The organism is Blautia segnis, assembly GCF_014287535.1.
In the GTDB taxonomy this organism is placed as follows: domain Bacteria; phylum Bacillota; class Clostridia; order Lachnospirales; family Lachnospiraceae; genus Blautia_A; species Blautia_A acetigignens.
Genome location: NZ_JACOOT010000039.1, coordinates 125,878 through 152,486, shown reverse-complemented (window position 1 = coordinate 152,486; position 26,609 = coordinate 125,878). Strand labels below are relative to the sequence as shown.

24 protein-coding genes, 1 tRNA gene, 1 other RNA gene and 2 other annotated features are annotated in these 26,609 nt (G+C 45.8%); of the genes, 23 read left to right on the top strand and 3 right to left on the bottom strand.

Annotated elements, in window-relative coordinates; all coding sequences use genetic code 11:
• Positions 1 to 203: 203 nt before the first annotated feature.
• A complete protein-coding gene (locus tag H8S54_RS17055; protein WP_117855134.1) occupies positions 204 to 1,148 on the bottom strand; it encodes an AEC family transporter in 945 nt (314 codons plus the stop codon).
• Between the two features lie 287 nt (positions 1,149 to 1,435).
• Between H8S54_RS17055 and H8S54_RS17050 the strand changes: the two genes are divergently transcribed.
• The 3 genes from H8S54_RS17050 to ilvC all read left to right on the top strand — a co-directional run bounded on the left by H8S54_RS17050 (position 1,436) and on the right by ilvC (position 4,302).
• Positions 1,436 to 2,515: a tyrosine-protein phosphatase gene (locus tag H8S54_RS17050; protein WP_186901891.1), complete on the top strand. Its 1,080-nt coding sequence runs from the start codon at positions 1,436 to 1,438 to the stop codon at positions 2,513 to 2,515.
• Positions 2,516 to 2,673: 158 nt separating this feature from the next.
• The gene (ilvN, locus tag H8S54_RS17045; RefSeq protein WP_021925577.1) at positions 2,674 to 3,171 is read left to right on the top strand and encodes an acetolactate synthase small subunit; all 498 of its coding nucleotides are present in this window, start codon (positions 2,674 to 2,676) and stop codon (positions 3,169 to 3,171) included.
• Positions 3,172 to 3,282: 111 nt separating this feature from the next.
• On the top strand, positions 3,283 to 4,302 hold the full coding sequence (gene ilvC / locus H8S54_RS17040) for a ketol-acid reductoisomerase (protein ID WP_117855136.1): 1,020 nt from the start codon (positions 3,283 to 3,285) through the stop codon (positions 4,300 to 4,302).
• 127 nt (positions 4,303 to 4,429) lie between these two features.
• Here the strand turns inward: ilvC and H8S54_RS17035 are convergent, their stop codons facing one another.
• A complete protein-coding gene (locus H8S54_RS17035; protein WP_173767128.1) occupies positions 4,430 to 5,311 on the bottom strand; it encodes a LysR family transcriptional regulator in 882 nt (293 codons plus the stop codon).
• Between the two features lie 240 nt (positions 5,312 to 5,551).
• On the opposite strand from H8S54_RS17035, the gene leuC reads away from it, so the two are divergent.
• From leuC to H8S54_RS17015, 4 genes are all read left to right on the top strand, one after another.
• Positions 5,552 to 6,820 carry a 3-isopropylmalate dehydratase large subunit gene (gene leuC, locus H8S54_RS17030; protein ID WP_021924980.1) on the top strand — a complete coding sequence of 423 codons (1,269 nt, stop codon included), beginning with the start codon at positions 5,552 to 5,554 and terminating at the stop codon, positions 6,818 to 6,820.
• Positions 6,821 to 6,835: 15 nt separating this feature from the next.
• Complete coding sequence (gene leuD, locus H8S54_RS17025) at positions 6,836 to 7,324, top strand: 3-isopropylmalate dehydratase small subunit (RefSeq protein ID WP_021924979.1); 489 nt, start codon at positions 6,836 to 6,838, stop codon at positions 7,322 to 7,324.
• Positions 7,325 to 7,442: 118 nt separating this feature from the next.
• Positions 7,443 to 7,595 (top strand): hypothetical protein, encoded by a 153-nt coding sequence (locus H8S54_RS17020; protein ID WP_186901890.1) that lies wholly within the window; start codon positions 7,443 to 7,445, stop codon positions 7,593 to 7,595.
• 95 nt (positions 7,596 to 7,690) lie between these two features.
• Entirely contained in the window at positions 7,691 to 8,158 is a 468-nt protein-coding gene (locus H8S54_RS17015) for a hypothetical protein (protein WP_186901889.1), read from the top strand.
• A gap of 2 nt (positions 8,159 to 8,160) precedes the next feature.
• Here the strand turns inward: H8S54_RS17015 and H8S54_RS17010 are convergent, their stop codons facing one another.
• Positions 8,161 to 8,358: a hypothetical protein gene (locus H8S54_RS17010; RefSeq protein WP_186901888.1), complete on the bottom strand. Its 198-nt coding sequence runs from the start codon at positions 8,356 to 8,358 to the stop codon at positions 8,161 to 8,163.
• 190 nt (positions 8,359 to 8,548) lie between these two features.
• Between H8S54_RS17010 and H8S54_RS17005 the strand changes: the two genes are divergently transcribed.
• The 16 genes from H8S54_RS17005 (at position 8,549) to H8S54_RS16930 (ending at position 26,598) form a co-directional block, all read left to right on the top strand.
• Positions 8,549 to 8,809 (top strand): DUF4160 domain-containing protein, encoded by a 261-nt coding sequence (locus H8S54_RS17005; RefSeq protein WP_021924976.1) that lies wholly within the window; start codon positions 8,549 to 8,551, stop codon positions 8,807 to 8,809.
• 14 nt (positions 8,810 to 8,823) lie between these two features.
• Positions 8,824 to 9,132 (top strand): DUF2442 domain-containing protein, encoded by a 309-nt coding sequence (locus tag H8S54_RS17000; RefSeq protein WP_021924975.1) that lies wholly within the window; start codon positions 8,824 to 8,826, stop codon positions 9,130 to 9,132.
• Positions 9,095 to 9,499 (top strand): Uma2 family endonuclease, encoded by a 405-nt coding sequence (locus H8S54_RS16995; RefSeq protein WP_330600214.1) that lies wholly within the window; start codon positions 9,095 to 9,097, stop codon positions 9,497 to 9,499. The genes H8S54_RS17000 and H8S54_RS16995 overlap by 38 nt, the downstream gene beginning before the upstream one ends.
• Before the next feature lie 409 nt (positions 9,500 to 9,908).
• Positions 9,909 to 9,982, top strand: a tRNA-Pro gene (locus H8S54_RS16990).
• 615 nt (positions 9,983 to 10,597) lie between these two features.
• The gene (locus tag H8S54_RS16985; RefSeq protein WP_186901887.1) at positions 10,598 to 10,990 is read left to right on the top strand and encodes a serine hydrolase; all 393 of its coding nucleotides are present in this window, start codon (positions 10,598 to 10,600) and stop codon (positions 10,988 to 10,990) included.
• Positions 10,991 to 11,062: 72 nt separating this feature from the next.
• Positions 11,063 to 11,332, top strand: a binding site (T-box leader).
• Positions 11,333 to 11,485: 153 nt separating this feature from the next.
• A complete protein-coding gene (locus H8S54_RS16980; protein ID WP_173767228.1) occupies positions 11,486 to 13,141 on the top strand; it encodes a 2-isopropylmalate synthase in 1,656 nt (551 codons plus the stop codon).
• A 273-nt stretch (positions 13,142 to 13,414) separates the two neighbouring features.
• Positions 13,415 to 14,341 carry a cell wall hydrolase gene (locus H8S54_RS16975; RefSeq protein ID WP_021924970.1) on the top strand — a complete coding sequence of 309 codons (927 nt, stop codon included), beginning with the start codon at positions 13,415 to 13,417 and terminating at the stop codon, positions 14,339 to 14,341.
• Between the two features lie 197 nt (positions 14,342 to 14,538).
• Complete coding sequence (gene thrC / locus H8S54_RS16970) at positions 14,539 to 16,029, top strand: threonine synthase (RefSeq protein WP_021924969.1); 1,491 nt, start codon at positions 14,539 to 14,541, stop codon at positions 16,027 to 16,029.
• A gap of 77 nt (positions 16,030 to 16,106) precedes the next feature.
• Positions 16,107 to 16,284, top strand: a non-coding RNA gene (gene ssrS / locus H8S54_RS16965) — 6S RNA.
• 21 nt (positions 16,285 to 16,305) lie between these two features.
• The gene (locus tag H8S54_RS16960; protein WP_186901886.1) at positions 16,306 to 17,364 is read left to right on the top strand and encodes an aldose epimerase family protein; all 1,059 of its coding nucleotides are present in this window, start codon (positions 16,306 to 16,308) and stop codon (positions 17,362 to 17,364) included.
• A 74-nt stretch (positions 17,365 to 17,438) separates the two neighbouring features.
• Positions 17,439 to 18,785 (top strand): SpoIID/LytB domain-containing protein, encoded by a 1,347-nt coding sequence (locus H8S54_RS16955; protein WP_186901885.1) that lies wholly within the window; start codon positions 17,439 to 17,441, stop codon positions 18,783 to 18,785.
• Positions 18,786 to 18,958: 173 nt separating this feature from the next.
• Complete coding sequence (locus tag H8S54_RS16950; RefSeq protein WP_021924966.1) at positions 18,959 to 19,939, top strand: YihY/virulence factor BrkB family protein; 981 nt, start codon at positions 18,959 to 18,961, stop codon at positions 19,937 to 19,939.
• A gap of 34 nt (positions 19,940 to 19,973) precedes the next feature.
• Positions 19,974 to 20,192, top strand: a binding site (T-box leader).
• Between the two features lie 268 nt (positions 20,193 to 20,460).
• Complete coding sequence (pheS, locus tag H8S54_RS16945; protein ID WP_117850375.1) at positions 20,461 to 21,480, top strand: phenylalanine--tRNA ligase subunit alpha; 1,020 nt, start codon at positions 20,461 to 20,463, stop codon at positions 21,478 to 21,480.
• 53 nt (positions 21,481 to 21,533) lie between these two features.
• On the top strand, positions 21,534 to 23,951 hold the full coding sequence (gene pheT, locus H8S54_RS16940; RefSeq protein WP_186901884.1) for a phenylalanine--tRNA ligase subunit beta: 2,418 nt from the start codon (positions 21,534 to 21,536) through the stop codon (positions 23,949 to 23,951).
• On the top strand, positions 23,951 to 24,562 hold the full coding sequence (locus tag H8S54_RS16935; protein ID WP_021924963.1) for a histidine phosphatase family protein: 612 nt from the start codon (positions 23,951 to 23,953) through the stop codon (positions 24,560 to 24,562). The genes pheT and H8S54_RS16935 overlap by 1 nt, the downstream gene beginning before the upstream one ends.
• Positions 24,563 to 24,975: 413 nt before the next feature.
• Positions 24,976 to 26,598 carry a MotA/TolQ/ExbB proton channel family protein gene (locus tag H8S54_RS16930; protein ID WP_186901883.1) on the top strand — a complete coding sequence of 541 codons (1,623 nt, stop codon included), beginning with the start codon at positions 24,976 to 24,978 and terminating at the stop codon, positions 26,596 to 26,598.
• The last annotated feature ends 11 nt before the right edge of the window (positions 26,599 to 26,609 follow it).

Sequence of the window (26,609 nt, the reverse complement as noted above, 5' to 3'; positions counted from 1 at the left end):
GTGGGAGTACGCTCTGGCGCGTGCTCCCAAAATCATTCCAGCAATCTGCACGCCCCGTTTTGCGGTATATGAAAATGCAGATAAGTCAATATCGAGATAAGAAAAGCCTGTGCATGTATAGCTCAATGATACATGCACGGGCTTTTTAATAATATTGTTATGAAATAACACCTAGATTTAAAAATATTCTGTTTTCTATGTTATTAAATCAGCCCCAGACTTCTGCAGATAAACAGCCATCCTGTAAGTGTAAAAGAACTGAGCAGGGTGGTGAGCATGATCACGCTGGAAGAAAAGGAACCCTCATGTCCCATGTTTTTCGCCATAATGTAGCAGGTCACTGTGGTGGCAGAGCCAAGCATGATCAAAATGGAAACCAGCTTGTCATGGGTGAACCCAAGATGGATGGCAATAGGAAGGAAGATGGCGCAGAATCCAACCAGCTTCAAGAAAGTACATGCAATGGTCGCCTTCGGCCGTGAAAATACTTTTCCAAAATGAAGGGCACCGCCCATTGCCATAAGACCAAGAGGCGTCGCTGTTTTTCCCAGATTGTTTACTGTATTGTAAAGAATGGTTGGAAGGGGCAGGCGAAGCATTGACCACACAAGCCCTGTCACAATTCCCAGAATGATCGGGTTGGCAGCAATTCCTTTCAGGGTCCTCATAACCATCTGCCGGCTCATCCCATGGCTTCCCGGCTTCAGAAAGGAAAGCACCGCAACTGCCATCACATTGTAAAGAGGCACGCTGGCAATGATCATAAGCGGAGCCATTCCCACGTTCCCGTAAAGGTTCTGGATAATAGCCATTCCCAGAATGGCGGCGCTGCTTCTGTAGGAGGACTGTACGAATTCCCCCTGGATATCCCTGGGCTTCAAAAGGAAGGAAAGCCCAATGGAAATGGCGATGCTGCAAAACGTAGCCACAAAGCAGAAGACGACCATTTTGGTGTCCCACACTTCATAGAAATCTGCCTCTGCAATGTTCAGAAACAACATGGCAGGCAGGGCAACCTTAAATGCGAACTTGTTCATCTGGGACACAAAGGAGTCATCATAAAGTCCAATTCTCCGAAAAAGATATCCCAGCATTAAGGTTATAAAAATAGGGATAGTAGCATTAAGACAAAAAACCAGATTTTCCATAATCAAAAACACCTTTCTGAAATTGCCGCAATAAAGTGCGAAATGTTACTGTTCACTCCGTGCCCAGTAACACGCTTCGCGATGCACAGAAATCATGCAAAACATGATTTCGCGCCGCAATCCTCGGGTTTTCTGTGAACTTTGTTCACAAAAAACACCTCGCGGAATATTACCTATGAACAGTAACTGCGAAATATCTTTTTTGATTATAAACCCTTTCCTATAATTGTCAAATATTGTTTTCTGTGGTATCTTATAACAAACGGGGGGACGAATGGAGGAAAATTATGAGATACGGTAAAATTCGCATAGAAGATGGCAACCTGATCTTTCTCAGGCATATGATACAGAACAATCTCCCATGCAGGGACATTGTCTGGGCATACATCCATCGGGAAGGCGAAAACGCAGAAGCTGCTGTGAAGCAGATGATTTCCAATTATCTTGTGATCATAACCAGAAGAAAGAAACGATATCGTTTTGAGATGACAGAGCATGAGGCCCAGGACTGCCTACGCCTTTTGAAAATATTGAATCCGGACATGGCCACCGGCTTTCCAAGAGGGGGCAGGCTGCCGCTTCTGAACCTGCCCAATACAAGGGACCTTGGCGCCCTTGCCACAAAGGACGGACGGCATATTATTCCCCGCAGGCTTTTTCGAAGCGGAAACCTGTATCACGCTTCTTTGCAGGATCAGAACCTTCTTTTGGAGGATTATCGCCTGAAGACTGTGATCGACCTTCGGGACCAGACGGAGAAAAAGGAAAAGCCGGATGCCGTGATGAAGGGGGTGGAATATTATCACATCCCCATGATCGATGAGGAGACTGTTGCGGACATGCCGGAAAGTACCCTTGGCATTTTACAGGGAAGCACAAGGCTTCGCCAGATCCTGGAATATGACGGGGACATTGAGGCTTTGATCGGGAAGCAGTACGAGAATTTCGTGAAGGATCAGTATTCCGTGAAGCAGTGCGCCAGATTTATGGATGTGCTTTTCCACCATGATAACGGTGCTGTATTATGGCACTGCAGTCTTGGAAAAGACCGGGTAGGGGTGATGACAGCCCTTCTTCTATGCGTTCTTGGGGTGCACAGGGACGAGATCCGGGAGGATTTTATGCGCTCCAATATCTGTCTGGCAGGAGAGTTGGATTATATGCTCCGCTACCTGGAGGCCAATAAGCTGGACAGCATTGATAATGTAAACAAGGTATCCGCGCTGTTTAAGGTAAAGGAAGAATATCTGGACCGGCTGTTTGCAGCCATCTATGCAGAGTATGGCAAGGTGGAGCGCTTTTTGCGCAGGGGATTGTACCTGAATCCAAAGACCGTTTCCGATATGCAGAACAAATATCTGATCTGAAAAATTGCAGAAGCCTCTTTGGAACGGTATAATTATGTATAAATATGCTTTAATACAATAAAACATTAAAATTTTTTTAGTGTGTAGCATTGACAAAAAAAATTAAATTGTTATAATGGTAAGCATATCAATCTGAAGCACGAAAGCAGGATTATTTTATGCAGAATAAGATTTTATCATTATTAGTTGACAACACTTCAGGCGTGCTCAGCCGGGTTGCCGGAATGTTCAGCCGTCGTGGTTATAATATTGACAGTATCACTGCTGGAGTTACAGCAGATGTGAATTACACCCGTATTACTGTGGTGTGCAGCGGGGATGATGCCATTCTCGACCAGATCGTGAGACAGCTTGCCAAGCTTGTGGATGTAAGGGATATCAAGGTCCTTGACCCGGCAGACAGCGTAGTCCGCGAGACCGTTCTTGTGAAGGTTGCGGCAGCACCGGAGCAGCGCCAGGGAATTGTTTCTATTGCAGATATTTTCCGCGCTAAGGTTGTGGATGTAAGCAAGGATTCCCTGATCGTAGAGATGACAGGCAGCAAGACCAAGCTGGAAGCATTTATTGATCTGATGGGAGACTACGAGATCTTAGAGTTGGCCAGAGCCGGTGTTATGGGACTTGAGAGAGGCTCTCACGGAGTGAAGTTCTTATAGTTTGCTAAGGGGTGCGTATTTTGGAGAATGAATATACATACACGGAATATGCATATCTATTCCCTTAACGATATATATTTTTAAGTTTTAATACAGTAGGAGGAAACGAAAATGTCAGCAAGAATTTTTTACCAGGAAGATTGTAATCTCTCTTTATTAGATGGAAAAACAATCGCAATTATCGGCTACGGCAGCCAGGGACATGCTCACGCACTGAACCTGAAGGAGTCCGGATGCGATGTCATTATCGGTCTTTACGAAGGCAGCAAATCCTGGAAGAGAGCTGAAGAGCAGGGATTTAAAGTATATACAGCAGCAGAGGCTGCAAAGAAAGCTGATATCATCATGATCCTGATCAATGATGAGAAACAGGCTGATATGTACAAGAAAGATATCGAGCCAAACCTTGAGGAAGGCAACATGCTTATGTTCGCTCATGGCTTTAACATCCATTTCGGATGTATCGTTCCGCCGAAGAACGTAGATGTTACCATGATCGCTCCTAAGGGACCTGGACATACAGTAAGAAGCGAGTATCAGGCAGGCAAAGGTGTTCCGTGTCTGGTAGCTGTTGAGCAGGATTATACAGGAAAAGCTCTTGACGTTGCACTTGCATATTCACTTGGTATTGGCGGAGCAAGAGCTGGTGTTCTTGAGACAACCTTCCGTACAGAGACAGAGACAGACCTTTTCGGTGAGCAGGCAGTTCTTTGCGGCGGTGTTTGCGCACTTATGCAGGCTGGTTTTGAGACTCTTTGCGAGGCTGGCTACGACCCAAGAAACGCTTACTTCGAGTGCATCCATGAGATGAAACTGATCGTAGACCTGATCTATCAGTCAGGCTTCGCTGGAATGAGATACTCTATCTCCAACACAGCTGAGTACGGCGATTACATCACAGGACCGAAGCTTATCACAGAAGAGACCAAGAAGACTATGAAGAAGATCCTTTCCGACATTCAGGACGGTACTTTTGCAAAAGAGTTCCTGCTTGACATGAGCCCAGCTGGACGTCAGGTTCACTTCAAAGCCATGAGAAAGAAAGCTGCTGAGCATCCATCAGAGAAGGTTGGCGAAGAGATTCGTAAGCTTTACAGCTGGAACGGCGAAGATAAGCTGATCAACAACTAATTTTAACTATAAAGAAATCCGGGGCGACCCGGATTTTTTTATATAACAGAAGCTTCATGGTGTAATTTCCTGTTACATTCAAAACATTGCATCGGTTTTTTGACCTTTTGACCCTGGTATCATCAAATTATATGAACAGGCTTTGGGAGGATGTCACCAGCTCCTGTGCTTTTGCTCCACTGCGGCAAACAAAGCCGATTTCACGGGAGGGGAATATAAGTCCCAGCGGTACCTCAACAAGGGCACCCTCATCCAGCTCTTTTTGCACAAATTCCTTGATCACGCATGCGATTCCAAGACCTACCTGGGCAAACTGGATCAGAAGATCCATAGATGAAACCTCCAGAATATGTCCAAGCTGAAGCTGATGGTCGTGAAGCATGATATTTACAGACTGCCTTGTAATATTCTGTTCATCAAGAAGCATGAAGGTTGCAGTATGGGACAGAGGCTCCAAAGGGAAAAGCCTGTGCTGATTTTCCAGATATTGCTTTGTGGCTACAAAGGTATCCTGAATCTGCAGCAGAGGAAGAAATTCATATCCAGATAATTTTCCCGGACGCCCAATAAGACCAATATCGATTCTGTCTTCTTCCAGAAGGCGCAGTGTCTGGTAAGTAGACTGACAGGAAATAGTAATGCGCATCTGCGGATTTGCAGAAATAAAATTTTTTAGCCTTGGCATCAGCACATATTTACACAGTGTGGTGCTGGCACCAATACGCAGTCTTGGAATTTCCCTGGAACGATTGTGCAAAATGGAGTCTTCTCCTTCCGAAAGAAGCTCGAAGGCTGCTTTTACTTTTTCATACAGAAGCTGTCCGTCCGGAGTGAGAGTGACACCTCTGGAGCTGCGCTTAAAAAGAATAGTGTCCAGATTATCTTCTAATTTTTTGATGGCGCGGCTGATAGCCGGCTGGCTGATGTATAGCTCTTTGGCAGCCTGGGAAATATTTCCTGTGCGGCTGACTATATAGAAAATATGATAAAGCGATAGATTTTCCTGCATATGTGATTCTCCCTTTTTTATTCATATTAATATAACTACTGGTTATAATAAATATGATTAATATGTATTGTTATTATAACAGAGAATGTGCTAAAATAGCAACATACAGTGATAAAGAAGGGAAGAATCACCTCGCGGTATATATTTGCTGAAAAATACCATGATGTTGGGGTCAAAAGGCTTTTTGACCTTTTGACCCTGGTATCATACCATTATACAATAACTAGGAGGAATATAAAAATGGGAATGACAATGACTCAGAAGATCCTGGCGGCTCATGCAGGCTTGGATCATGTAGAAGCAGGACAGCTTATAGAGGCACAGCTTGACCTTGTTCTTGGAAATGATATTACTTCTCCGGTTGCAATCCATGAGATGGATAAGATGACCGTAGATACTGTATTTGATAAAGATAAAATTGCACTTGTTATGGATCATTTTATTCCAAATAAAGATATCAAGTCTGCAGAACACTGCAAATGTGTCCGTGAATTTGCCTGTCGTCACGATATTACCAATTATTTTGATGTAGGACAGATGGGAATCGAGCATGCCCTTCTTCCGGAGAAAGGCCTGACGGTAGCTGGCGATGTGATCATCGGAGCAGACTCCCATACCTGTACATACGGAGCTCTCGGAGCATTTTCCACAGGTGTTGGAAGTACTGATATGGCAGCTGGAATGGCTACCGGTAAAGCATGGTTCAAGGTTCCGTCCGCAATCAAATTCAATATTGTGGGCAAACCTAAGAAATGGGTAAGCGGTAAGGATGTGATCCTTCATATTATCGGAATGATCGGTGTAGACGGAGCCCTTTACAAATCTATGGAGTTCGTAGGCGAGGGCATTAAGAACCTGTCTATGGATGACCGTTTCACAATTGCCAACATGGCTATCGAGGCAGGCGGAAAGAACGGAATTTTTCCGGTTGACGACCTTGCCATTGAATACATGAAAGAGCATTCCAAACGTCCGTTTTCTGCATATGAAGCAGATGAGGATGCTGTTTATGAGGCTGAGTATACCATCGACCTCAGTACACTTGAGCCGACAGTTGCGTTCCCGCATTTACCGGAGAATACCAAGACCATTTCCGAGATCAAAGAGCCGGTTGTTGTGGATCAGTCTGTGATTGGTTCCTGTACAAACGGCCGTATTGATGACCTTCGTGTTGCCGCAGAGATTCTGAAGGGACGCAAAGTGAAGAAAGGACTTCGCTGCATCGTGATCCCGGCTACTCAGGCTATTTACCTGCAGGCAATGGAAGAGGGTCTTCTGAAGATCTTTATTGAGGCTGGCGCAGTGGTAAGCACACCGACCTGCGGACCGTGTCTTGGCGGATACATGGGAATTCTTGCGGCAGGAGAGCGCTGCATTTCCACTACCAACCGTAACTTTGTAGGCCGCATGGGACATGTGGATTCTGAAGTTTATCTTGCAAGCCCGGCAGTAGCCGCTGCAAGTGCTGTAACCGGATATATTTGTGCACCGGAAGAATTAGGATTATAAGGAGGAGTACCCATCATGCAGGCAAAAGGCAGAGTATTTAAATATGGAGACAATGTAGATACAGACGTTATTATCCCGGCCCGTTATCTGAATTCCTCAGATCCGGCTGAACTGGCAACCCATTGTATGGAAGACATCGACAACACTTTCGTGAAGAGAGTGCAGAAGGGTGACATTATCGTAGCAAGCAAGAATTTTGGCTGTGGCTCCTCCCGTGAGCATGCGCCTATCGCTATCAAGGCAGCTGGTGTAAGCTGTGTAATCGCTGAGACATTTGCCAGAATTTTTTACCGAAATGCCATCAATATCGGACTTCCGATCATCGAGTGCCCGGAAGCGAGCAAGGGAATTGATGACGGAGATCAGGTGGAAGTGGATTTCGACTCTGGTATGATCTACAATCGTACCAAAGGAACCCAGTTCAAGGGTCAGGCCTTCCCGGAATTTATGCAGAAGATTATTAAGGCAGAGGGACTTGTAAATTATATTAATGCACAGCACTAATATTTTTGTCAACAGGCAAAGTAAAATATCCTGTTAAGGGGCAAATTCCACAGCCTCACATATTGACCTTGTACCTAGTTTTACTAGGCGCAAGGTCTTTTTGATTATAAGGAGAAAAATGGCGGAAACGAAAAAAGCAATAATCGCAAATATAGAAGAAATTTACAAATTCGCAGCCAAAATAAAAACAATGCCAGAGTGCCAAAAATTGACCTCAGAAGAAAAATTAAAAATAATTTTCTCGTACCCATTTAAGATTGAAATAATTTAAGTGGTTCGAGTTTTTGGTGAAGGAAAATAATAGGAAAAACGATTCTCCCTGGACAAAACATAAACGGCGAAAACAAAAAAAGAGAGGATCAACCAATGAAAGAAAATAAGAAATTAGAAACAAGTAACACAGAAGTCGTGGCAGAACCACCCATCCAAATAATCGACAACCGAAGAGAAATAGACGATTTATCAGATGCCGAATTAAAAGAACTGGAAAAAGAGCTTGAGCAATATGATAAAGACATGTGGCGGCATTTAGATTGCCTCCAAAAGTATAAACACATAGGCGAGGAAATCCCAAAGGATGTGCCGTTTACGGAGTATTTCGGTTACATCATACGGAATTTCCGCAACCCTAAACCAAGAAAAGAGTGGACAGTCAGGGATTATAAAGTAGATGCTGCGAAGAAAGCAAGAAAGATGGCGGCATTTACAATCAAAGACCACGGCTATAAAGAGCCATTAACAGACAGACAAAAACGTGTTGTGGAGCGAATCCGAAACGGCACAGATTTCCATGTTTTTAACTCAATGGAGGAAATTAGGAAACGTTTTAAATAGCTCTATATAAGGGGATAAAATATAATATTCAGCCTGTTACCCCAGTTACTTTTTACCCAATCGGTAGTGACAGTATTATGTGATAGATAATCCTTACATTTAGAAATGGCATTGGCTATAGCTGCAGTGTCCCCTTTGTAATCTCCAAGATCCAGTGAATATGAATCTAATGCGGCAATAAGTACTGAATTAGCGTCCATAATAAACCTCCTGTAATGGTATAAGAATTAGTGGCAGTACCCTAATTATACCGCAAACCGGGCAAAATCGATAGTAAATTATACCAATACAGGAGGCGGATAAAAATTACTTTTCTAATCAATGGGAATGATGTTATAATAGAGTAGACTAAAATAAATAATTGCATTCAATATAAGGGGGGATTATCCAATGCCTGAGATTAGTTTATTTTATGGAATACGCATTACGATGGATTGGAACGATCACAATCCGCCACATTTTCATGCACAATACGGAAATAATAAAGCTGTGGTATTGATAGAAGATGGAGTAATCAGTGAAGGTTATTTACCCAGCCGTCAGCTGAAATTTGTTCTGGCATGGACGGAAATCCATAAAGACGAATTAATGCAGAACTGGGAATTGTCAAAGGATGGCAAGCCATTAAACAGAATAAATCCGTTAATCTAAAAGGGGTGAATGGAATGGGTGATAATAAACTTGATCAACGATTCTATCCAGAAGTTTACCAGGCAGTGGCAGGAGAAAACTATACAGTCTATGCCTATATGAATGATGGAAGCGTAAGAGAATTTGATGTTAAGCCGCTGATCAAGCAAGGCGGTATTTTCAAGAAGATCGAGGATGAAACAGTATTTAAAAATACACTGACCGTATTGAATGGGACAGTTGCGTGGGACATAGCTGGAAAGCGGAATGAGTATGAGTGTATTGATATTGATCCCATGACAATTTTTGAATGTCCAATCGTCCCGGATATTCCTGAAATGTAGAAACTTCAATACAATAAAACAGACACAAATAAATATTTATGTTATCAAAAACGAAAAGGGATGTGGAAATCGTGGAAATACATTTACAGATGCGCCGCGTTTTGTTATGGAGGTTTTGTCACCATCAACAGAAAATTATGACCGAACAGAGAAAATGCAGTTGTATTGTGAGCAGGAGATTGAAGAATATTGGATTGTTGACTGGCGTAAAAGAACAGTTGAAATTTATGAGCTGGACTATGAGGGAGAGACTCCAAAATACTACCTTTTAAAAACGATTACGGAAGAAAACAAAGACGAGTTACAATTATTACATTTTCCCAAGATAAAGATTACTTTTGACGAATTATTTGATGAAATTGATTAGTGACTTGTAACAAAGGCAGCTGCAAATATGGTAGGCGGAATTGCCACAGCCATTTAAGCTGCCAATAGCAGTTTATTGACATGGCAGAATGATGGAGGTGATTGGAAAGGGATTGACGGAAAAGAATTTCAGGAATTAAGAAACAGATATATGGAGCGAAAAAATGCGGCTTTTGACTGAATAAAATTGTAGTTTTATTGATTTTGAAATTCTCCTTGATAATTGAATTGATGCATGGTTGGAGGATGGGCGTTTTGCCCCTTTTTGAGAATGTGGCGGTTTGTCCCATGACATCAACTATAAAACGTGAAGTTCCAGGAATGGGCTTCACGTTTTATGTAAAAATATTTAATGTTTTGAAAAAAATAGTTGCAATCTTATTTGGAATTTGATATACTATTAATCGTTTCGGGGTATGGCGTAGCTTGGTAGCGCGCACGGCTGGGGGCCGTGAGGTCGCAGGTTCAAATCCTGTTGCCCCGATTAGAAGCAGAGATGTAAGAACTTGGAGCAGTTGACTTCAGGTTCTTTTTTATTTTCTAAAATTACATAAAACAAAAATGCTGTCAGTAGATCGTAACGAAAAATTACTAAAAATGTCGAAAATTCTCGAGAAAAATTAAAATTTCTATTTCTTTGCGGTAAAATATGGTTCGTATACATATTTTACAGGAGAGGAATGGAAAAAGTGGTTTGTGGGTCTGGCTGCGCTGCTTACGGTTCTGTTTTTCATGCCAACAGCAACACCGCAGGCAGCCACCAAGAACACGACCACCTGGAAAGTCAAGGTAAATGAGAAATATAGCGGAACCCTGACTTTGGATGGAACACAATGGTATCTTAACTGCAGTAAAGTGAATTTCAAGAGACTCAATTATTTGAGACGAATTGTTCATCTGCAGACTCCGAAGGGATGTAAAATCACCACTGGATACTATTACTTTAATACCCAGGGAAGGCTTGACAGAAGAACCTTTCATGACCTGGATACCAGAATTGGCAGCACACGTTTCAAGGGAACTTACTGTTTCGGGGAAGTGAATGGAAGACTTCATCAGCAGTACGGATGGTATCGGGTCGGCGGTGTGAACTACGGAATTGGACCAACTGGAAAACTACCTTGGCACCCTGAAGAAAAACGTTCAGTCCGTACTGAACAGCTACGGCAGCGGCTGGTCTGTCTATGTAAAAGACTTAAAGACCAACACTTCATTCACCATCAACGACACCAGCATGTACCCGGCCAGCATCATCAAGCTGTTTGTCATGGAAGCTACCTACGCCAGCGTCAGGGAAAAAAGAATCGCCCTGACTGCCAACGTAAAGACCCTGCTTCGTGAGATGATCACCAAAAGCGACAACACCAGCTACAATTCCCTGATCCGTGTGATCGGAAAGGGAAATTTCTCTGCAGGCTGCAGCTACATTAACAATTACATCAAGCAGAAAGGCCACACAGGAACAGGCGTACACCACTACCTGAATGGCTGACAACCGGCCGCTTAAATTTCTCATTGACAAAATGCGGCAAAAATGTTAATGTATTAACCACAGGATAATAAGAGAAATGCTTTGATAAGGAATAGTATACAGGAACCAGAGCGCAGAGAGCTGTCGGTCGGTGTAAGACAGCGGAAGGAATCTGTAGAACTCGCCTTGGAGCAGCTGCTTGAAATTGCCCGTACATATTTCGGTTGTCGGCAAGAGTAGACGCAGACGGCTTCCACCGTTACCAGGAGAGGATATAAGGAGTGATCCCGTATCCGTTGAGTGTATGATTTTTCATGAAATAAGAGTGGTACCGCGTAGGACATAATGTCTTCCGTCTCTTGCACAGATATGTGCGGGGCGGAAGACTTTTTTGTTTACAGAAACTGCTTTCCTGTAAGACGAGAATATTTTTCCCAAGTAAGCAGATTATATTTGACATTCACGAAAAATCCGCAAAAGCCAGATCTTAAATTTACAATATGGAGGAACAGAAAAATGATGAACGCAAGCAAGTACAAAAGACAGTATTACCTTCCACCGGAAACCTGCATGGACTGGGCAAAGAAGGACTACATTGACAAAGCACCAACATGGTGTTCCGTAGACCTTCGTGACGGCAACCAGGCACTTGTAATCCCAATGAGCCTGGAGCAGAAGGTTGAGTTTTTTAAACTTCTTGTAAAAATTGGCTTCAAAGAAATCGAGGTTGGTTTCCCGGCAGCTTCCGAGACAGAGTATACCTTCCTTCGTACCCTGATCGACCGCGACCTGATCCCGGAGGATGTTACCATCCAGGTACTGACTCAGGCCAGAGAGCACATCATCCGCAAGACCTTTGAGGCAGTCAAAGGTGCTCCAAAAGCCATTGTCCACGTATACAACTCCACATCTGTTGCACAGCGTGAACAGGTATTCAAAAAATCCAAAGAAGAAATCTTAAAGATCGCTGTAGACGGTGCCAAATTATTAAAAGAGCTGGCTGAGCAGACAGAAGGAAACTTCCAGTTTGAGTACAGCCCGGAGAGCTTCACCGGAACCGAGCCGGAATATGCTCTCGAAGTGTGCAACGCAGTCATCGATGTATGGCAGCCGACCCCGGAGAACAAATGCATCATCAACCTTCCGGTAACCGTAGAGCATTCCATGCCTCATGTATACGCAAGCCAGGTTGAGTACATGTGCAAGCATATGCTGCACCGTGAGAACGTGATCGTATCCCTGCATCCGCACAACGACAGAGGCTGCGGCGTAGCAGATTCCGAGATGGGAATCTTAGCAGGCGCAGACCGTATTGAGGGAACCTTATTTGGAAACGGCGAGCGTACCGGTAACGTTGATATTGTAACCCTTGGCATGAACATGTATTCCCAGGGCGTTGATCCGAAGCTTGACTTCTCCGACATGCCGCATATCTGCGAGGTATACGAGCACTGCACGGGAATGTCAGTAGGAGAGAGAAGCCCATACAGCGGCGCTCTTGTATTTGCAGCCTTCTCCGGCTCCCATCAGGATGCCATCGCAAAAGGCATGCACTGGATCGAGGAAAAAGACCCGAACCGCTGGACCGTTCCTTATCTGCCGATCGACCCGACCGATGTTGGCCGCAACTACGATGCAGACGTTATCCGTATCAACAGCCAGTCCGGTAAAGGCGGCGTAGGCTACATCCTGGAGACCAAATACGGCCTGAACCTTCCTCCGAAAATGCGTGAGGCAATGGGCTACACAGCCAAAGGTGTTTCCGATCACCTTCACAAAGAGCTTCACCCGGATGAGATTTTTGACCTGTTTAAGAAAACCTTCGAGAACGTGGCACAGCCGTACAGCATCAACGAGGTTCATTTCCAGCAGAAAGAGGTTGGAATCACAACTAAGGTTACCTCCACATTTAACGGCAGGACCATTACAACAGAAGCCACTGGAAACGGCCGTCTTGACGCGGTAAGCAACGCACTGAAGAAAGCATACGAGCTGAAATATACCCTGGAAGTATATCAGGAGCATGCCTTAGAGCGCAGCTCCAGTTCCAAGGCCATTGCCTATGTTGGAATCAAGAAGCCAGACGGCACCATGGCATGGGGCGCAGGCGTAGACCCGGATATCATCCGTGCCTCCATTGACGCACTTGTAACAGCCATCAACAATCGCTGAAAATATTGACGGACGCTGTCGTATTATTATAATAAGAAGAAAAGCTATCGCAGATTTTCCCGAAAAAGGAAGCTGCGGTGGCTTTTTTTGTCCGAATAATACGATGGAAAAGCGTTGACCAGAAAGAAAATCACAGGGTATAATACATTTGTAATAAAAAAACCTTGACATTTTAGCCTTTATTAAATATAATTTTCTCATACATTACAAAAATGTTACGAAATAAATAATTAAAGAAATCAAAACATAACAAAAGTGCAAGGAAAGAAGAATATGAAATTAAAAAGAAGTTTACATGATGTAACAACTGATGAGGATAATAAGATTCCTTTGGAAAAGCCGGATCATTCTCCCATACATAATTTTGTAGCTCTTAGTGCCTGTGCCGCGTTGGCGATGATTTTGGCAGTTGGATCAAAGGCAGCAGGGTCCGGGGAACGAAGCCAGGTATACGCAGCTTCGGATGCAGAGAACGAGACCGAGCTTGCCGGGATCGTTTCGGGAACTTTGGAGTATACCCTGCCTACAGGAATTGCAGGTATGGTGACAAGTGTTGCAGATACCCCTCTGGCCGGATCTGCTGTAACACGGATCGGAACCTCCTGTGAGAACGTAATGGTAGGTCAGCGTGTGAAAAAGGTAACAGGAAATGCGGACGAGCTGGATGTAGGAGATTCCATGGCGGACACCGTGGACAGCTTTGACGCAGCCGTGTCTGTTTCCTCAAGTGCCAAGATGATGTCCGATTCGGACTACGACAATCTGCTCCATATTGTGGAGGCAGAGGCAGGAACCGAGGATATTAAGGGCAAGGTACTGATTGCCAATGTAATTATGAACCGTGTGGCAAACAAGGAATTTCCTAATACGGTTACGGATGTGATCATGGACCGGAAAAACGGAGTGCCCCAGTTTTCCCCCATCTATGACGGCAGGTTCTATGAGGTAACGGTCACAGATGAGACGAAAGAGGCGGTAAAGCAGGCCCTGGAGGGCGTGGACTACTCCCAGGGAGCTTTGTTCTTTATACAGCGCTCCGCAGCGGAGAAACAGAACGTGGTCTGGTTTGATAAAGACCTTAAGAAGCTGTTTAAGTACGGCGTTCACGAATTTTACACCTATCCAGACGAGAATGATTCGGGAAAAGACGGGATCAAGGACTCCGGGGAAGAAGCCGATGTTCAGCTGGCGAAAAAATAATATTCTGGAAAAACGGGAAGCCATACCGGGCACATCTGCCGCCTGGGTGGCTTTTTAAAATTTCCTATTGATTTAGCACGGTGAAGTATGTATAATACCTGTAAGGTCAAAATGATAGAAAAAATAAGAGAATTTTGTACCAGAACAGGAGAAATGCGTTAGCCCTGTGACAATAAAGGAAAGGCAGGAATGACAACATGCAGGTAATGTACCAGAGCACCAGAGGAAAAGGGGAGCCGGTAACCGCTTCCCAGGCTATTTTGAAGGGACTTTCTGAAGATGGAGGTCTGTTTGTACCCACAAGCATTCCATCCCTTGATGTTTCTATGGAAGAGCTTTCCCAGATGTCTTATCAGGAGACAGCATATCAGGTAATGAGCCGTCTTCTTACAGATTTTACAGAGGAAGAATTAAGAACCTGTATTAACAGTGCATATGATAAGAAATTTGATACAGATGTGATCGCACCTCTTAAGGAAGCAGACGGTGCATATTTCCTGGAGCTGTTCCACGGACCGACCATTGCGTTCAAGGATATGGCACTGTCTATTCTGCCATACCTGATGACCACCGCTGCGAAGAAGAACAACGTGAAAAATGAGATCGTCATTCTTACAGCGACCTCAGGAGATACCGGCAAGGCTGCACTGGCTGGTTTTGCGGATGTTCCGGGCACAAGAATTATTGTATTTTACCCGAAGCACGGCGTAAGCCCCATCCAGGAGAAGCAGATGGTGACCCAGAAGGGCACCAATACTTACGTAGTCGGCATCACAGGCAACTTTGACGATGCCCAGACAGCAGTGAAGAAAATGTTCAATGACAAGGAGATGGCAGCAGAGCTTGCCGATGCAGGCTTCCAGTTTTCTTCCGCCAACTCCATTAATATCGGACGTCTTGTTCCGCAGATCGTATATTATGTATACGCTTATGCCACACTGGTCCGCCAGGGCAAGATCCAGGCCGGCCAGGAGATCAACGTGGTAGTACCTACAGGAAACTTCGGAAACATTCTGGCAGCATTCTATGCGAAACAGATGGGACTTCCGGTGAAGAAGCTGATCTGTGCATCCAATGAGAACAAGGTATTGTTTGACTTCTTCTCCACTGGTACTTATAACCGCAAGAGAGATTTCATCCTTACCAGCTCTCCGTCTATGGACATTCTGATTTCCAGCAACTTGGAGCGTCTGATCTACCGTATTACAGGCGAGAATCCGGATACCTGCGCGCAGCTGATGGAAGCACTGTCAAAAGGCGGCGAGTACACCATTACACCTGAGATGAAAGCACAGCTTGCAGACTTCTACGGCAACTTCTGTACAGAAGAGGAGACAAAGGATGCCATCCGTGAGGTTTATAAGGCCAGTGATTATGTCATTGATACGCATACTGCAGTTGCGGCAGGCGTATATAAGAAATATGTGGCAGATACAAAGGACGATGTTCCGGCAGTGATCGCTTCCACAGCAAGCCCGTACAAATTTACAAGAAGCGTTATGGATGCTATTTCAGAGGGACATGAGAATCTGGATGACTTCGGACTTGCAGACGCCCTGGAGAAGCTCTCTGGCGTAGCAGTGCCGAAAGCTGTCAACGATATCCGTACCGCACCGGTTCTTCATGACCGCGTAGTGGATGCAGAGGATATGCCGAAGACCGTGAAGGATATTCTCGGAATCAAATAAAGGAAATGTCTGCTGAAAAATCTGCATTTTATGTTGAAAAACGGCATATACTAGAGTATAATAACTTTTAGAAAAAAAGAATCCTGGGATGTGCGAGGCCCCTTTTATTTTTGAACCTACATTGACATCAAGGGAATCCAAGATCGCAGTGCGGATGTCAGACCTCTCGTTGTGGTAGGCAGAAGTCCTGTTGAGGATACCCACCTAGCGGCAAGCTAGGCGTCAAAAGAAAGGGAACGGCATTCTGGGATTTTTTAGAATCAGGAGGCAGGTAACATGGGTGTTACAGCAAAGAAATTTGGGGAATTAACCTCCGGCGAGGAGATTACTCTCTATCATCTTGAGAATCAGTCAGGCGCTTATGCAGAGGTTATGGATTACGGTGCCATCCTTGTGAAGGTGGTTGTTCCGGATAAGGACGGCAGGCTTATAGATGTAGTGCTTGGCTATGATGACGTTCAGCAGTATGAGGTGAACGGATGCTTTTTCGGAGCCATTATCGGAAGAAGCGGCAACCGTATCGGAGGCGCGAAATTTTCCCTTTATGGACAGGAATATCAGTTAGGAAAGAATGAGAATGACAACAATCTTCACAGCGGTCCCAATGGCTTCGAGAAGAAGATCTGGACTGTGAAGAATACCGATCAGGATAAAAATGCAGTTACTTTTTTCAGGATCAGCCCGGACGGGGAGAACGGATTTCCGGGAGAGTTTGAGGTTTCCGTTACTTATGAGCTGACTGAGGACAATGCCATCCAGATTTATTACGGCGGCATCAGCGACAAGGCAACCGTGGCCAACATGACCAACCACTCTTACTTTAACCTTGCAGGAGAGGGCAGCGGCAAGGTTCTGGATACATATGTTACCATTCATGCCAAGGATTACACTCCGGTGGATGAATTTTCCATTCCTACAGGTGAGTATGCGTCGGTAGAGGGCACTCCAATGGACTTTAACAAGGCTAAGAAGATTGGTGACGAGATTGACGCCGATTTCCAGCAGCTGAAGTTTACTGGCGGCTACGACCACAACTATGTGACCGACAATTACGCCAAGGGCAGCAGAAGAGTGATCGCATCTGCTTATAATGAGGCATCCGGTATTACGATGGATGTAATTTCTGATTGTCCGTGCGTGCAGTTCTATGCAGGCAATTTCGTCATTGATGAGAAAGGCAAGAACGGACATGTTTACAACAAGCGTGAGGGCTTCTGTCTGGAGACACAGGTGGAGCCAAACGCAGTGAATGTGGAGACCTTCCATTCTCCTGTACTGGAAGTCGGAGAGAAATACCAGTCCTTTACTGCATATAAGTTTGGCGTGCGCAAATAAAAGGACAGGCTGCCTGTGGCAATATTCCCATATATAAGGACATGTTTGTCTGGTCTTCTTCATATATTTACTGTATGAAGAAGACCAGATTTTTTTATGAAATTAATTATTTTCTCATTGTGCTGTTGGGGTGGCTGCTGCTGTTTCATAAGGCGGCGGAGGTGAACCGCGCCAGGGAAAAAGAAGGCTGGAAAACCTGGACAGGATGTGTGCTGGGAATTGCCGGGGCGGGAGGGATTGAGAGCGGAATGACGGTTGGTATGCAGAATACTGGAAGCGCTGAGGCAACGGAGAACGATGACCTTCCAGAAATTGCTGAATCTGGGGATGAGAGACTTTCTACGCTGTCAGGAAAAATCCGTGTGCTTCTCATGGATTCAGGCTATCAATCTTATTATCATTCCTCTGTGACTTTGAATTTAAACGGAGCAGATTATGAGTATACTCCAGATTCCCCCGAACTTTCCCAGGGCGAACTTGTCCTGGGCGGCGGAGAAGCGGGAATCACCATCACTTCCATAGAAAGACAGGAGAGTCCGCCGGTTTACTACGGAACCCTGGAAATTCAAAATACGCCCCAGGGCTTGCTCCTGATCAATGAACTTCCCCTGGAAACCTACCTGGAAGGCGTGGTTCCAAGCGAGATGCCGGCCTCCTACGAAAGCCAGGCCCTGATGGCACAGGCAGTATGTGCCAGAACCTATGCTGTATGCCAGATGGAAGAGGGCAGCCTTCAGGAAGAATACGGGGCAGATGTGGATGACAGCGTGAATTTCCAGGTCTATGGCAACATTGCGCCCACAGACAAAACCAGCCAGGCAGTAAGAGAAACCAGCGGCCAGATCATGTGCCAGGACGGAAAGCCAGTAACTGCCTATTATTTTTCCACCTCATCCGGCAGAACCAGCACGGACGAAATCTGGGGCGGGACGTCATCCTCCTATCTGAAAAGCGTGGAATGCGAGTTTGATCAGAACGCTCCCTGGAGTAGCTGGAAGGTGACAATTCCCTGGACGGTTCTGGAAGAGAGAACCAGGAATCTGACCGGCAGTGAAAGCCTGGAATCCATACAGGTGGTGAAAAAAAGTGAAAGCGGTGCCGTAACCGGGCTTCAGATCACCACAGAAAAGGAGGCGGTGCAGTTAGAAGGGGAATACGAAATCCGGGAATTTTTGTCCCCGCAGGGCCAGACCATCACGGAAAAAGATGGAAGCACCGTGACTGGGGGAAGCCTTCTGCCAAGCTCTTATTTTCAGTTGAAGGCAAATAAAGGCGGCTGCGTGGAAATCACAGGCGGCGGTTTCGGGCATGGCGTGGGAATGAGCCAGACGGCAGCCAATGAGATGGCAAAAGAAGGTTACAGCTGGCAGGAAATCCTGGAATATTTTTTCCGGGACATTACCTTGGACAGGTATGAATAAATTTTCCGATGGCAGGCAATATCCAGGCAGACCGTAGACAGAAATCCCATTTCATGGTATGATACAAAAAAATTGCGCGATAGACTGGCAGGGGTACTTAAATGCAGCAGATGTTTAATGTTTGCTATATCAGGTCCTGCACCGCCTATCGCAGTAACAGCAGGAGCAATTGTATGGATAAGAAGAAAGAAAAACAGAGCGTTGTCCAGCTGATCCGTGGGTTCATGCAGCGGGCAAACGGGGATCATGTGGGCGCATATGCAGCCCAGGCTGCGTACTTTCTGATCATGTCGTTCATTCCGTTTATTCTGTTTCTTACAACTATGATCCGTTACACGCCTTTGACGTACAACATGGTCAGCGAGGCCATCCGGGCATTTGTGCCCCATAATATACAGAATTTTGTGCTTACCATTGTATCTGAGGTTTATGGAAGAAGCACGGCAGTGGTGCCTATTTCCGCTATCATGGCACTGTGGTCTGCGGGGAAAGCCATGCAGTCCCTTACCAATGGGCTGAACACCATTTACCATGTAAAGGAGACCCGTAACTGGCTGATGACCCGGCTGTATGCAGTGGTATATACTTTTATGTTCAGCGTTGCCATCATTGCCAGCCTCCTTCTTCTGGTACTGGGAAACCAGATCCAGGCCATGGCGCTGAAATACATTCCTTTTGTGGGAAAAATCATCGGCAAGGTGATCGGAGCCAGGACAGCCCTTGTGTTTGCCGGCCTGTTTCTGATCTTCCTGATTCTGTATAAAATGCTTCCCAACCGCAAGGCAACCTTCAAAAGCCAGGTGCCGGGAGCGGTGCTGATCGCAGCGGGATGGTCCTTGTTTTCCTATTTCTTTTCCCTGTATTTCGAGCTGTTTCCAGGCTTCAGCAATATGTACGGAAGCCTGACGGCACTGATCATGGTAATGCTGTGGCTGTACATCTGCATGAACCTGCTTTTGTACGGTGCGGAGATCAATTCTTACTTTGAGAAACAGTTCCGGCTGGCCCAGGCATCTGTGCGGGAAATGTTAAGCCGGGAGCACGAGGAAGCGGAAAAAGAAATCGAAAAAGAGAAAAGAAAGCTTCTGGAGAAAGTGCCGGAGAAGAAAACACAATCCTCCGAAGCCAAAAAGAAAGAAAAAGAAAGCCCTTGACAGATTTGCTTTCCTGTGGCATAGTAATAAAAGAGAAAAAGCCAGGAAGGTGTTTTTAGGAAATTATTTTCTTCCAGAGAGAGGAAGTCATCGGCTGTAAGCTTCCTTAAGTTCAGATAGTTTCTGAGTTTCGCACCGGAGCCGCGTTTCTGAAAGATTCAGTAGGAAGCGACGTGATGCTGCGCGTTAAGCGGCGAGAGAGCCTGTATACACAGGAATCAGGGTGGTACCGCGGATATGCTTCGTCCCTTTAGCTGGGGACGGAGCTTTTTTATTGTAAAAGTCTGGGCAGCAGCTGTGCCTGCGTGAAAGCTTGCTTGCACGCAGGCACAGATATTGCCCAGGCTACCCCATATGAACAAGTAGGCCGATAGGCCGGATTGTGAATATGGGGTGGATTGCGGGAGCGCGAAGCGCGGAGCAATCCACTTTTACAATAGGAAATATCGGCTATGCCGAGATTTCCTTTCCTTCCACTCTTCTGGCAGATCATAAGAATAAAGGAGAAATGAACCATGGATATGAAAGAGAGACTTCAGGAACTGGCTGAGAACGCCAGAATCCGGATCGAGGAATCCGAAGGCCTGGACAAGTTAAACGATGTGCGCGTTGCATATCTTGGAAAAAAAGGTGAACTGACCGCAATCTTAAAAGGAATGAAGGACGTATCACCGGAAGAAAGACCGAAAGTAGGACAGCTTGTAAATGAGACAAGAGCCAAGATCGAGGGTCTTCTGGAAGAATCCAGACAGAAATTAGAGGAAGCAGTCAGAGAAGAGAAAATGAAAGCCGAGGTCATCGACGTAACTCTTCCTGCAAAGAAATCCAGAATCGGTCATCGTCATCCCAACAGCATCGCCCTGGAAGAGGTAGAGCGTATTTTCATCGGAATGGGCTATGAGATTGTAGAAGGACCGGAAGTGGAGTATGCAGACTACAACTTCACCAAACTGAACATCCCGGAGAACCATCCGGCAAGAGACGAGCAGGATACTTTCTTTATCAATGACTCCATCCTTCTTCGTTCCCAGACTTCCCCGGTACAGGCCCGTACCATGGAGAAAGGCAAGCTGCCAATCCGTATGATCGCACCTGGCCGTGTATTCCGTTCTGATGAGGTGGATGCAACCCATTCTCCATCCTTCCATCAGATCGAGGGACTTGTCATTGACAAGAACATTACCTTTGCAGATCTGAAAGGAACTCTGGAAGTATTTGCCAAAGAGCTTTTCGGACCTGAGACAAAAACCAAATTCAGACCGCACCACTTCCCATTCACAGAGCCAAGTGCAGAGGTTGACGTTTCCTGCTTCAAGTGCGGCGGAAAAGGCTGCCGTTTCTGTAAAGGCTCCGGCTGGATTGAAATCCTTGGCTGCGGAACTGTTCATCCCAACGTACTTCGCATGTGCGGCATTGACCCGGATGAGTACACAGGCTTTGCATTCGGTGTAGGTCTTGAGCGTATTGCCCTTCTGAAATATGAGATCGATGACATGCGCCTGCTTTATGAGAACGATATCCGTTTCCTGAAACAGTTCTAGAGCATGTTTGAAAAAGGCTCTAATAAATAAAAAGTGAGAAGAGGATTAAATAAATGAATACTTCATTATCTTGGATGAAAATGTATGTGCCGGATCTTGATGTAACCGCACAGGAATATACAGATGCAATGACCCTGTCAGGTACAAAGGTAGAGGGATTTACCAAGCTTGACGCAGACCTTGACAAAATCGTCATCGGACAGATCAAGAAGATCGAGAAGCACCCGGATGCTGATAAGCTGATCATCTGCCAGGTAAATATCGGCAGCGAGACCATTCAGATCGTAACCGGTGCACCAAATGTTAAAGAAGGAGACAAGGTTCCGGTTGTTCTGGACGGCGGACGTGTAGCTGGCGGCCATGACGGCAAAATGACACCTGGCGGAATCAAGATCAAAGCCGGCAAGCTTCGCGGAGTTCCGTCAAACGGTATGATGTGCTCCATTGAAGAGCTTGGAAGCAACCGCGACATGTATCCGGAAGCTCCGGAATACGGAATCTATATTTTCCCGGAAGATGCAGTTGTGGGCGAGAGTGCGATCAAGGCACTTGGACTTGACGACATTGTATTTGAATATGAGATTACTTCCAACCGTGTAGACTGCTACGGCGTTCTTGGAATCGCAAGAGAAGCAGCCGCTACCTTCGGCAAGAAATTCTGCCCGCCGGAAGTAAAGGTGACAGGAAACGATGAGAAAGCATCCGACTACGTGAAAGTAACTGTAGAGAAACCGGAGCTTTGCCCGCGTTACTGTGCAAGAGTGGTAAAAAATGTAAAGATCGGACCGTCCCCGAAATGGATGCAGCGCTGCCTGGCTTCCAACGGAATCCGCCCGATCAACAACCTGGTTGATATTACAAACTATGTAATGGAAGAGTTCGGACAGCCAATGCACGCTTACGACCTTGACACCATTGCAAACCATGAGATCGTTGTCCGCTGTGCTGGCGAGGGCGAGAAATTCGTCACTCTTGACGGCCAGGAGCGTACCATGGATGAGAACGTGCTGATGATCTGCGACGGCGAGAAGCCGGTTGGAATCGCTGGTATCATGGGCGGCGAGAACTCCATGATCACAGACAATGTGCACACCGTTCTTTTCGAGGCAGCATGCTTCGACGGAACCAACATCAGACTTTCCTCCAAGAGAATCGGACTTCGTACAGATGCTTCCGGTAAATTCGAGAAAGGCCTTGATCCAAACAATGCAAAAGCCGCAATCGACAGAGCCTGCCAGCTGATGGAAGAGCTTGGCGCCGGCGAGGTTGTTGGAGGAATGGTTGACATCTGCAGCAAAGTAAGTGAGCCATCCCGTGTGAAATTTGAGCCAGACCGCATCAACGGACTTCTTGGAACCAATCTTTCCAAAGAAGAGATGCTTGGCTATCTTGCAAAAATTGAGCTTGCCTATGATGAGGAAACAAATGAGATCGTAGCACCTACCTTCCGTCAGGATATCCACTGCATGGCAGATGTTGCTGAGGAGGTTGCACGTTTCTACGGATATGACAAGATCCCGACTACTTTACCGTCCGGTGAAGCTACCACAGGAAAAATGCCATTTAAGCTTCGCATTGAGAACATTGCAAGAGATATCGCAGAGTACTGCGGATTTTCCGAAGGCATGACCTACTCCTTCGAAAGCCCGAAGGTATTTGACAAGTTAAGAATCCCGGAGGATGATATGCTCCGCCAGGTGATCACCATCAGCAATCCGCTTGGTGAGGACTACAGCATCATGCGTACCAGCACCCTGAACGGAATGCTTTCTTCCCTTGCAACCAACTACAACAGAAGAAACAAAGACGTTCGCCTGTACGAGCTTGGAAATGTTTATCTGCCAAAGGCTCTGCCGCTTACAGAACTGCCGGATGAGAGAACCATGTTCACACTTGGAATGTACGGAAACGGTGATTTCTTTGACATGAAGGGTGTTTGCGAGGAATTCTTTGAAAAGATCGGCATGAAGAAGAAAATGGAATATGATCCTGCAAGCAAGAAGGCGTTCCTTCATCCTGGAAGACAGGCCAACATGATCTATGAAGGCACTGTTGTGGGATACCTTGGAGAGGTTCATCCGCTGGTTGCTGACAATTACGGAATCGGCGACCGTGCATATATTGCAATGATTGATATTAAGAGCGTTCTGGAGTTTGCAAACTTCAACCACAAGTTCACTGGAATTGCCAAATATCCGGCTGTAACCCGTGACATCAGTATGCTGGTTCCGAAGCACGTTCTTGCAGGACAGATCGAGGATATTCTGGTACAGCGCGGCGGAAAGATCCTGGAGAGCTATCAGCTGTTTGATATCTACGAAGGAAGCCAGATCAGAGGCGGCTACAAGTCTATGGCTTATGCCCTTGTATTCCGTGATCATGACAAGACTCTGGAGGAGAGCGAGATTTCTGCAGCAATGAAGAAAATCTTAAATGGTCTGGAAGGACTTGGAATCGAGTTGAGAAGCTGATGCTTTTATATGTGATAAGACATGGGCTGACTCCCTGGAATCATCTGCATAAGGCCCAGGGGGCAGCGGATATTCCTCTTGCACAGGAGGGAATCGACCTTGCGAAAAAGACGGGAGAGGTGTTGCGGGATGTGGATTTTGACATCTGTTTTACCAGCCCTCTTACCCGGGCAAGACAGACAGCGGCTCTGGTACTTGGGGGCAGGGATGTTCCAACGATACCGGATGCGCGGATCCAGGAGATTAATTTCGGAGATCTGGAAGGCCATGTGATGCGAAAAGGCGATGCCATGGAGTCAGACTGCGGAGAATTTGATCTGTTTTTCAAGGATCCTCTGAAATTCCCACGTCCCAACAATGGGGAAAATATTCAGGATGTGCTGAAGCGGACCAGGGATTTCTGGGTGGAGAAAACCACGGATCCTTCTCTGGCAGATAAGACCGTGCTTGTATCTTCCCACGGATGTGCAGTGCGGGCGCTGCTTCAGAATCTGTATCAGGATCCGGAGCATTTCTGGCATGGATGCGTGCCGCCCAACTGCAGCATCAATTTAGTAGAAGTAAAAGATGGCAAAGCCAGATTCCTGGAGGAAGATAAGGTTTACGCCTGAAAATATGTGATATGTTATAATACCCTTGTCTATGTGAAAAGACAGTCAAACAGGCCTTTTTACCGGACAGGGGTATTTTTTTAGCCTGGTATTTTTTATAGTAATGCAAATTATGCCTGGCGACTTGTTATTATTAGAAAATTGTGATATTATAATAAAAATATACTATAATTCACAATATATGATGATATCAGGGGCAAAAGGTCAAAAAGCCGTTCATGCTTGCGTGATAAGGCTTTTGAACTTGGGACCCGCCGAACATGAGGAAGTAGCGATTTACGTAGTAAATCAGCGGATTCCGAATGTTCGAGAATTGCGGGAGCTGCTTTGCAGCGGAGCAATTCGTGGATATCAAGTTAGGGGCAAAAGACCTTTTGACCCTAACATCAAAATTAAACATGGGGAGGCAGACAATGAAGAAAAAAATAACACATTCTGTATTGTTTGTTGCGGTCCTTGCAGGTACCACTGCGCTGACATTATACGCAGGCAGAGGAAATGTATCATCCACCATTTACAATTTCGTATTCCTGGCGGTGATCGCAGTACTGTACATGATCGCAATGTTCGGCGGAATGTTCCGCATGAACAATCTTGGCTCTGCATTTCACAGGGCAGTAGAAGAACTGAACAGCATGTTCAAGACTCCGGGCAAGACCGACCCGAAGAATCTCACTTACTTAGGAGAACTGTTTGATGATAAATATCTGGATCAGAAGATGGACAGCTTCACAGACAGCATCAACAACAGTAAGGAAGGTCTTGGAGATATCGAGGAGTTTATCAATGAGGATGAGCTGGATATCCACATCCACAAGAAGCTTCTGGAAATGGTGCCGGATATTTTCACCAGCATCGGTATTCTGGGAACCTTCCTTGGTCTGGTATGGGGACTTCGTGATTTCCAGCCTACAGACTACAGCGCCATGACTTCCTCTGTGGCAGCGCTGGTAGAAGGTATTAAGGTAGCGTTCCTTACCTCTATTTATGGTATTTCTTTTTCCATTGTATATACCTTTGGCATGAAAGGAGAGTATTCTTCCATGACAGAGGAACTGCAGGCATTCCTTGAGAAATTCCACTCCTGTGTAATGCCTACTGCGGAGAATGAATCCAGGAACCTGCTTCTTGCAAGCCAGAAGCTGCAGACAAGTGCCATGAAGCAGATGGCAGAGCAATTTTCCGTTCAGATGGCAGACAGCTTTGAAAAGGTCATTACCCCTACCTTCCAGAAGATGAACGATTCTCTGGATATGCTGGTGGCTTCTGTGACCAGATGCCAGGAGGATGCCATCCGGGATATTTCCGATGAGTTTTTGAAGCAGATGAACAATTCCTTCCATCTGCAGTTCCGTGATTTCAACCTGGCTCTTGACCAGCTGAAGAAGGCCCAGAAAGAGAACACAGCTTATACGTCTGCCATGTACCAGACCATGAGCCAGAAGCTTTCTGAGACCTATGAGAAGCAGGACAAGGCCATCACCGATATGGTGAAGGAGATGGGCGGCATGCAGACTAGGTATATGTCCACTGCCAACCGTATTCTTTCCGAGAATCAGGAGATCCAGAAGATGCAGCAGCAGGATTACCAGCATGTTGTGGATTACCTGAAGGATGCTGAGAAATCCGCTGCCAAGTTCTGGGTTGCATGTAACCAGGCAATGCAGAAATATGTGGAGACAGCAGCTGCTTCTATTGAGAAGGTGTCTTCTGCAGGCCAGGAAGGTGCAGATCTGATTCAGGCCAATAAGAAGATGGCAGAGAGCTTCACTGCACAGATGGAGGATTTTGCCCAGTATCAGCGGCTTTCCTATAAGACTATGGAGCAGGTAAGACGTCTCCTTAGCGAGGTTTCTGCAGCCAACACAAGAGATGTATCTCTGATCGCAAGCGGAAGAAATGATTCCATGGACAAGCTTGCGGACCTGATCGCAGAGCAGAATGAGAGACAGCAGGCTCTTTTGGAAGAGATCAACAAGAACATGAAGGAGCTTTCCAAAGCTGCACAGAAAGGGAAATTCGGCTTATTCAGATAAGAGGAGAGAAA